Below are 7,534 nucleotides of genomic sequence, written 5' to 3'. Positions count from 1 at the left end.
GGGGGGGCGTCCCCCCCCATCATTTTTACACCTGGGTCGGGGCGGGGGGGGGGGGCGGGGTTCCTACCCCATTTTCCCATTTTTTTTTGGTTGCGAAAGTGGCTTTCGCAACGTCGACGGGCGCGGCCCTGGCACTCTTGGCACTTATCCGTGGCGTTCGGAGCGGTTATCGTCGCCGCATGGGCAAGACGTACTCCTTCGAGGTCAACCGGACGAGCAGCGCCTCGCCCGCTTCGCTGTTCGCGCTGGAGGCCGACGGTTCCCGGTGGTCGGAATGGGCGAAGCCGGTGGTGTTCCACTCGCGCTGGGCGCGGGAACCGGACGCGGACGGCGTGGGCGCGGTACGGGCCGTCGGCCTGTGGCCGGTGTATCTCCACGAGGAGACACTGGAGTACGAACAGGACCGAAAGCACGTCTACGGCTTCGCAGGTCTCGCGCCGCTGAAGGACTATCGCGCCGAAGTCTCGTTCACGCCGAACGCTTCCGGCGGCACGGATCTGCGGTGGACCGGCCGGTTCACCGAGCCGCTGCCCGGCACCGGGGCCGCCGTCCGCACGGCACTGCGCGCCGTGATCTCGATCCTGGCCACCCGCCTGGTGAAACACGCCGAACGCGCCTGACCCCCCTCCCTCCGCTGGTCGGGCACCCCCGAAGTCCGTGAAGGCCTCCTTGAGGGACTCTGGGTCCCTCAAGGAGGCCTTCACGGACCGAACAGACTCGGCAACGCAGGCATCAAACGGACAATTCCACCCCGCGAGTGTCCTTTGTGGACGACCGGGAACTTCGGCTGCCGCCCCTCAGTCCCCCACCCGTCCCAGGGGGGCGACCCCGAGTCCAGTCTACCGGCGCTGGGCGACGGGAACGGGCGCTCGGCGGAGTTGTCCACAGAGGGCGTTGGTTGTGGACAACTCCTGTGGGTAGCCGAAGGACGCCACAGCCACATAGGGCGCGGTGAGGGACGCCTTCGCTGCGCGCGACGCGGCGAAGGACGCCACAGCCACATTGGACGCGGTGAAAGTCCCCTTCAGCCCGCGCCGAGGCAAAGGAAGGGGCGCCGCAGCGGATCGGCGGCGGTCGCTTCCGCGAGCGCCAGCGCGGGCGCGGTCCCCAGCGCCAGCCGCCGGTGCAGGTCTGCCATCGCCGCGGCGGCCGCCTTGTCGCCGACCCGCGCGATCGCGCCGATGACCGTCCGCGAGCCGCTGGCGAGCAGCGTCCCGGCGAAACCGAGCGCCTCCTCGCCTGGCCGGATATGACTCATCGCGAGTTCGCACGCGGCCAGCACCACCCGTTCCGGCGGCTTCGCGAGCCGGGCGGTTTCGTGCGCGTACAACGGACCGTCGACCAGCTCCAGCCTCGAGAACAACGCGTTCGCCGGTTCGTGCGCGCCGTGCGCGACCAGATGCGCCATTCCGGAACCGTCCAAAGCGGACAGGACGGCCTCGCTGGTCGCGTCCTTCCCGTCGACCAGCCTGGCCTGCGGGTACACGGCCCGCAGGTTCCGCACCTCACCCACCGAACCCGGCACCCCGGGCCCGCCGGCGAGCAGCACCGGGCCGGAGTTCCGCCGCCCGGACGCGGTCACCCATGCGGTCGCAGACGGCGCGATCGACACCGGATGTCCGTGTAGTGAAGGCAAAGCACCCCACGGCAACGCGTACAGCGAACCGATCGGCACGATGATCAGCTCACGGTTCTCCAGCGTCTTCGCCAGCGACGCGGAGATCAGCCGGTCCAGTTTGTCCGCCCGGCGCCGCGCGGAACCGGTGACGACCTCGACCAGCGGCGCGGGCAGGTTGTCCGGGGCCAGCGCGTCGAGATCCGCGTGCAATTGCCGCGCGGTCTCGACGATCTCCCCGAGCGGCCCCAGCTTCAGCAGCCGGAACCGGCCGCGGTCGACGACCACCGCGTACAAGGTGTCGCGATACCCCATCAGGCTGACCAGCACGCGGTCGCCGAGCCGCTCGACCACCTCTTCGGGTGCCGAGACCGGCCGCGGGCGCCCCCACTGGCTGGTGTACCACCCGAGCCGCGTCGCCTCCCGCTGCAAGCGGTCGTAGCGCTCCTCCAGCTTCCCGACCGGTTCACCGGACAGCCGCCGCGCCTGGATCGTCCCCTGCACGTGCCGCATTTCGTTGATGTGCCGGGCGAGCGCGGGATCTTCGATCACTGGGAGCGGTTCGTAGCGGTACACCTGCGCGCGCGTGCGTTCCAGCCACGCGAACAGGCTCTTCGCCCCGGCGCCGCTGCGCCTCGCCTTCTTGAGCACCAGGGTCAGTGCGAGTTTGCCCAGTTCTTCGCCGTGCGCCGCCGTCCCGCAGACGAGGTCGAGTCCGCCCATGCGGTCGCGGATCTGCCCGAGCTCCGCCAGCCCGGCCCGCGCCTGCGCGAGCGCCGAACGCGGCCGGTGGGACGCCACGGCGAGTTCGGCCCGGCACAACCGCAGCTGCATCCGATGGTCGATCGGCGTGGTCTGCCGCGGTTTCGGCACCTGAGCCAGTAGCGCTTGGGCGGCGGCCGTCTCCCCGCGACGGATCAGCAGCCGCACCGCGAACATCCGGGCCGCGCCCGCTTCGTCCCGCAGACCCAGCCCGGCCAGCCGGATGGCGAGATCGGCCAGCCGCTCCGGCAGTTTCGCGGACGGCTTCTTCTCCCGGTCCGCCAAGACCTTCACCGCGTCCGCGCGGAGCCGGGTCAACGCGGCGATCTCCGCCCAGCGGCCCTTGCCGCGCCGCAGGAAGCTCCGCCGCGCCGACGCCGCGAGCTTCTTCGCCAGCGGGTAGTCGCGTTCCAGGATCGCGGCACCGGCCCTGGCGACCTCCGCTTCCGCGACGAGGTGCACCGCGCCGTTGCGCCGGAATTCCGGGATGGCGTCGTCGAGATGCCGCGCCGCCTCTTCGGCGAGCCCGGCGGTGAGCAGCGCCTTCGCCTGATCGAGGCGGACGAGCGGCAGCGAACCGGAACCGTCGGTCACGAAGATCGCGGCGGCCTGCTCGTAGTGCCGGAGTGCTTCCGGGATGTCGCCGAGCAGCTGCGCGTGATCACCGAGGTTGTGCCGGATCTTCCCTTCCAGCCGCCGGTATCCGTGCTCGACGGCCAGCTCCAGCGCGCGGACGAGGTCCTGGTACGCGGCGTCCGGGTTGCTCATCTCCAGGTGCAGCCACGCGCGATTCACCAGTGACCGCGTCAGCACCATGCTGTGCTTGGCCCCTTCGGCGGCCAGCCCGGGCAGGAAGGCGTTGTTGAGCGCGAGCGCCTCCTCCAGCCTGCCGGCGCGCATCAGCACGACGGCTCGCTGGAGTCCGACGACGAAGCGCAGCTCGTGCCGCACGTCGCCACCGGGCAGCAACAGCCGGATGCGTTCCGCCTCGTCCAGCCGGGCGAGACCGTCCTCTTGGGACGCGATCTCCGCTTCGGCCGCCGCCAGGCTGATCAGGATCCGGACGCGGACCTCCAACCGGGCGACCAGATCCGCGTCCACCGGGCCGAGCAGTGTGAGCGCGCGCCGCAGCAGACGGATCGGCCTGCTGAGCCCGTGATCCGAGGCGGCGGCCCTCGCCTGGGCGAGGAGTTCGGCCGCCTCTTCGGCTACGGGATCGACGACAGGAGGAGACGGCGCGGGCACACGCACTATGGGAGCACACCCACGCCGCATAACGGAACAGCCGTCCGGTTACAGCACCACTGTCGGGGTCACGACCGTCCGGCGACAGGTCACGTCGCCGAGGTGGATCACGATCTGGGTGGTGCCCTGGGGGACGTTGTCCAGCACGAACCGGCCTCCCTCGTCGGCGGTGGTGGAACTCGTGCCGTGCTCGGCGACGCGAACCTCCACTCCGTACTCGCCGGCGGGCACGAGCCAGCCGTCGATCCGGTGTTTCTTGCCGATCTTGGTGAGGTTGATCATCACGGTCAGATCGCTGACGGTGAAGGTGATCGTGCCGGTGTCGCTGCCGCGAACACCCGCCGTGGCGTCCATCCGCTCCCAGCGGGCGACCTCCACGTCGAGGTTTTCGAGCGCGAGCGCGAACTGAACCCGCTGCACCAGGTCTCCCGGTGGCGGGTCCAGTTCGTCCATGAAGCGCCCGATATCGGCGAGCAAGGCCTCATCGCCCGGGGAGGTCATCTCCCCCGGCGTCCCGAGGTCGTTCATCGGCTTCCCCCTTCGTGGGCCAGCAGGTCGCGCATCGATTCGAGGCAACGGCCCCTGGTCGGGCCGACACTTCCGCGCGGCATACGGAGTGCTTCGGCGACCAGTTGGTATTCGGCCCGCCCGGCGAGCACGGTCAGCCGAAGGAGCTGCTGACAGCGGTGCGGCAGGCGGAGGAAGGCGCGCCAGACCCGGCGATCCCGGTCGGCGCGGACGGCTTCCTCTTCGGGGGCCGGATGGGTGCTCTCCATGCTTTCGGCCAGCTCGTCGGTCAGCGGGACGGGCTGAGCGCGGCGGCCGAAGGGATGCTGGGCCTCGCGCCTGGTGGTGGTGATCAACCACGCGGCGAGCGCCTTGGGATCACGGAGTTTGTCGAGCTGGCTGAACAGGGCGAGCCACACCGTTTGGACCACGTCCTCGGCGGTCAGGCGATCGAGCCCGTTCGCGCGCGCGACATGCCACACGAGCGGGGTCAGCTCGTGCACAAGTCTGTCCATCGCCTGGCGGTCACCGGCCCGCGCCGCGCGCATGCAGGCGGCATGCAGGTCGGCACCGGTCAGTCCTTCCCATGGCGGGTCTACCTCGGTCGTTTGCACGTCGGTCACCGTATCTGCCCCACTTCGGACGTGTCTTCGTGTCGGCGCTGGCAGTATCGCGGGCCCTTCGGGGAGAAGGAGCGTGCAAGAGGCTCTGGGATACATCAAGTCACTAACTTTTTTGTCGAGTTTTCGGTCGTCCCCCATCGGTGTGGGCGGAGGACAAAGGCACCGGCCGGCGCGAGTAGGTGTGGACTGCGCACCGGCCGGCCCTTTTTTCCCTCCCCCCGGGCCCGCTCCCCAACGGGCCCGCGTCCGGGCGTCCCCCTCCCCCGAAGGAGCACCCGGAGGTGATGCCCGGCGGCCCCCTCGGCCTCCGGACATCACCTGTCTGTGTTGGTTCAGTTCACCGGCGGGTCGGTGCTGTGCGGGTCCCAGTTGCCGTCGGGGCTGGTGCCGGGACGGGGCGGGACCGGCGCCGTGATCGGCTTCGGTGTCGTCTCTTCGAGGTCTTCGGTGGCCGTGGCCTCGTCGTCGACGGGCGCGGTGTTGGTCTCGGTCGTCATCGGGTGTCCCTCATTTCCTCGACTGCTCCATAGGACGCAACGAGGCTGCCACCAGATACACGCAGAGCCAGCTTTTTCATGGAAATTTCTTAATCTGTGGCAAGCGAGTGACCTGATCAGCGCTTTTAGCCGGAAAAGGTGTCGCTTAGTAGCCGGCGGCTCACGTCCGCGAGTTGTCCCGCCCAGCGCCGATAGCCCTCGGGGCCGGGGTGGAAACGGTCCTCGGCGAAGGTCGCGGGGTCCAGCATCGCGGCGGGCATCGGGACGTGGACGACGCCGGGCAGCAGCGCCAGCCGGGCGGCCGCGGCGTCGAGGACGGCCGACCGCGCGCCGAGGACGTCCCGCAGCGGACGCGGCAACGAGGGGAACCGGCCCATCGGCGGCACGCCGGCCAGCACCACCGGGACCCGCCCCACCCGACGACGCAGCGCGACGATCAGGTCGAGCAGGTCACGCCGGTAGCGCGTGGCCGAATGCAGTTCGATCGTGTCGTTGACGCCGAGCGCGATCACGACCAGGTCGGCGGGTTCGAGCAGCGGCAGCAGATCCTCGCGGACCACGCGGGCGTTGGCGCCGGTCCGGCCGAGTGCCTGCCAGGCGACCGCGCGGCCGTCCCGCGCGAGTTCCTCCGCGAGCCGTCCGGTCAGCGCCTCGGCGTGCGTCGCCGCGCCGACCCCGTCCACAGTGGACTCGCCGAGTACCGCGAGCCGCACCGGGTCGCCGTCGCCGGCCACCAGGCCGGTGACCGGTCCCGCGGCGCCGGGCAACCTTGGCGTCGTACGGCGCACCCGGACGGCTTGCGTGAGAAGGATGGGGGCGAGCACCACCGCACGGCTGATCACCTCGCGACCCTACTGCCGCGTTTCGTCCTCTGAACGCGATCGTTGCGCACGCAACAACCGCATCTAGAGGACGAAATGCGGGGAGTCAGCCGTGGGCGATCGAGACCGTCTGGCGGACGAGCGAGTCGTCCGCGGCCGCGCGGAGCAGGTAATCGGCGACGTCGGCGCGGTTGATGCTGTAGCTCCCGCGGACGTTGCCGTCGGTGCGGGCGGCGATCTCGCCGGTGTGCGGCCCGTTCAGCAGACGCGGCGGGCGCACGATCGTCCAGTCGAGATCGCTCGCGCGCACGATCCGCTCGGCGGCGATCATGTCCGTGAACGCGTGCCGGAGGATCCTGCCCAGGATCGGCTTGACGACGTTCCTGGTGAAGAAGGCGTCGCCGTCGACGAACGGGCCGCTGGCGCTCACCAGCAGCAGCCGCCGGACGCCCGCCGAGCCGAGCGCGGCGACGGCGGCATGTGCCCCGTCGGTGACGATGGTCGTCGGGTTGCGGTCGCGGGAGCCGAGGGCGGAGATCACCGCGTCGCGCCCGGACACCGCCTCGGTCAGCGCGCCGTGCTCGGACAGCTGCGCGACGACGACCTCCAGCAGTTCGCCCTCGACGGCCAGCCGGGACGGGTCGCGGACGACCGCCGTGACGTGGTGGCCCGCGGCCAGCGCCTGCTTGACGACTTCGGAGCCGACGCCGCCCGTGGCACCGAGAACAGTGAGCTTCATGGTCACGCCTTCCTGGGTTAGTGAACACTCACCCACTATGGTGAGTGTTCACTTACCACTTGTCGAGCGAACGCTGAGAAGCCCTCAGGAGCGAACATGGGAAGCCGCGAGGAGATCGTCGCCGCGGCGGCGAAGGTGATGCGCGAGCAGGGCTACGCGCATGCCACGACGAAGGCCATAGCGCGGGCGGCGGGCTACTCCGAGGCGTTGCTGTACAAGCACTTCAAGGACAAGACCGAGATATTCACGAGCGTGCTCACCGAGCGGCTGCCCGCGCTCGGGACGACCTTGGACGAGCTGATGAAGACGGCGGCGGACACCCCGCTCGCGGCGAACCTCGCCCGGCTGGCGCGGATCACGCTGTCGTTCTATCTGGAGAGCTTCCCGATCGCGGTGTCGCTGTTCTCTTCGCGGGAGCTGCTCGCGACCCACCGGGAACGGGTCATGAGCAGGGACCGCGGGCCGGACGTCCCGCTCGTACGCGTCGCCGAGTACCTGAGGGAGGAGGCCCGGCTCGGCAGGATCCGCGAGGACGCGGATCTCGACGCGTCGGCGTCGCTACTGCTCGGGGCGTGTTTCCAGTACGCGTTCCTGGCGTCCTTCGAGGACCGCGAACCCGGCCAGGACGAACTGGACCAGTGGGCGACGAGGCTGGCGGACACGCTGGTGGTCGCGCTGGCCTCGTGAGTGGCAAGGACGGTTCTAACCGTCCTGAACACTCACGA

Annotated in this window: 8 protein-coding genes; 2 read left to right on the top strand and 6 right to left on the bottom strand. The window is 70.1% G+C overall.

The genetic code is table 11. The features are described 5' to 3' along the window. The first annotated feature begins 179 nt into the window (after window positions 1-179). Window positions 180-620, top strand: coding sequence for an SRPBCC family protein (locus ACFWIW_RS03345; protein ID WP_378366874.1), 441 nt, complete (start codon window positions 180-182; stop codon window positions 618-620). A gap of 404 nt (window positions 621-1,024) precedes the next feature. Here ACFWIW_RS03345 and ACFWIW_RS03340 read toward each other — a convergent pair whose 3' ends face one another. From ACFWIW_RS03340 to ACFWIW_RS03315, 6 genes are all read right to left on the bottom strand, one after another. After that, a complete protein-coding gene (locus ACFWIW_RS03340) occupies window positions 1,025-3,628 on the bottom strand; it encodes a CHAT domain-containing protein (RefSeq protein WP_378366873.1) in 2,604 nt (867 codons plus the stop codon). A 42-nt stretch (window positions 3,629-3,670) separates the two neighbouring features. Continuing rightward, window positions 3,671-4,150, bottom strand: a complete 480-nt coding sequence (locus ACFWIW_RS03335) for a hypothetical protein (RefSeq protein ID WP_007030725.1) — start codon at window positions 4,148-4,150, stop codon at window positions 3,671-3,673. After that, a complete protein-coding gene (locus tag ACFWIW_RS03330; protein WP_101611873.1) occupies window positions 4,147-4,752 on the bottom strand; it encodes an RNA polymerase sigma factor in 606 nt (201 codons plus the stop codon). Before ACFWIW_RS03330 ends, ACFWIW_RS03335 begins: the two co-directional genes overlap by 4 nt. Window positions 4,753-5,084: 332 nt before the next feature. Next, the gene (locus ACFWIW_RS03325; RefSeq protein ID WP_378366872.1) at window positions 5,085-5,249 is read right to left on the bottom strand and encodes a hypothetical protein; all 165 of its coding nucleotides are present in this window, start codon (window positions 5,247-5,249) and stop codon (window positions 5,085-5,087) included. A gap of 125 nt (window positions 5,250-5,374) precedes the next feature. After that, window positions 5,375-6,091 (bottom strand): SGNH/GDSL hydrolase family protein, encoded by a 717-nt coding sequence (locus tag ACFWIW_RS03320; protein WP_378366871.1) that lies wholly within the window; start codon window positions 6,089-6,091, stop codon window positions 5,375-5,377. Window positions 6,092-6,176: 85 nt separating this feature from the next. Then, entirely contained in the window at window positions 6,177-6,809 is a 633-nt protein-coding gene (locus ACFWIW_RS03315) for an NAD(P)-dependent oxidoreductase (RefSeq protein ID WP_378366870.1), read from the bottom strand. Window positions 6,810-6,905: 96 nt separating this feature from the next. Here ACFWIW_RS03315 and ACFWIW_RS03310 point away from each other — a divergent pair, with 96 nt between their 5' ends. Further along, window positions 6,906-7,496 (top strand): TetR/AcrR family transcriptional regulator, encoded by a 591-nt coding sequence (locus tag ACFWIW_RS03310; protein WP_378366869.1) that lies wholly within the window; start codon window positions 6,906-6,908, stop codon window positions 7,494-7,496. The last annotated feature ends 38 nt before the right edge of the window (window positions 7,497-7,534 follow it).

This window comes from Amycolatopsis sp. NPDC058340, from assembly GCF_042723975.1.
In the GTDB taxonomy this organism is placed as follows: Bacteria; Actinomycetota; Actinomycetes; order Mycobacteriales; family Pseudonocardiaceae; genus Amycolatopsis.
This window is presented reverse-complemented; position numbering and strand designations above follow the sequence as displayed.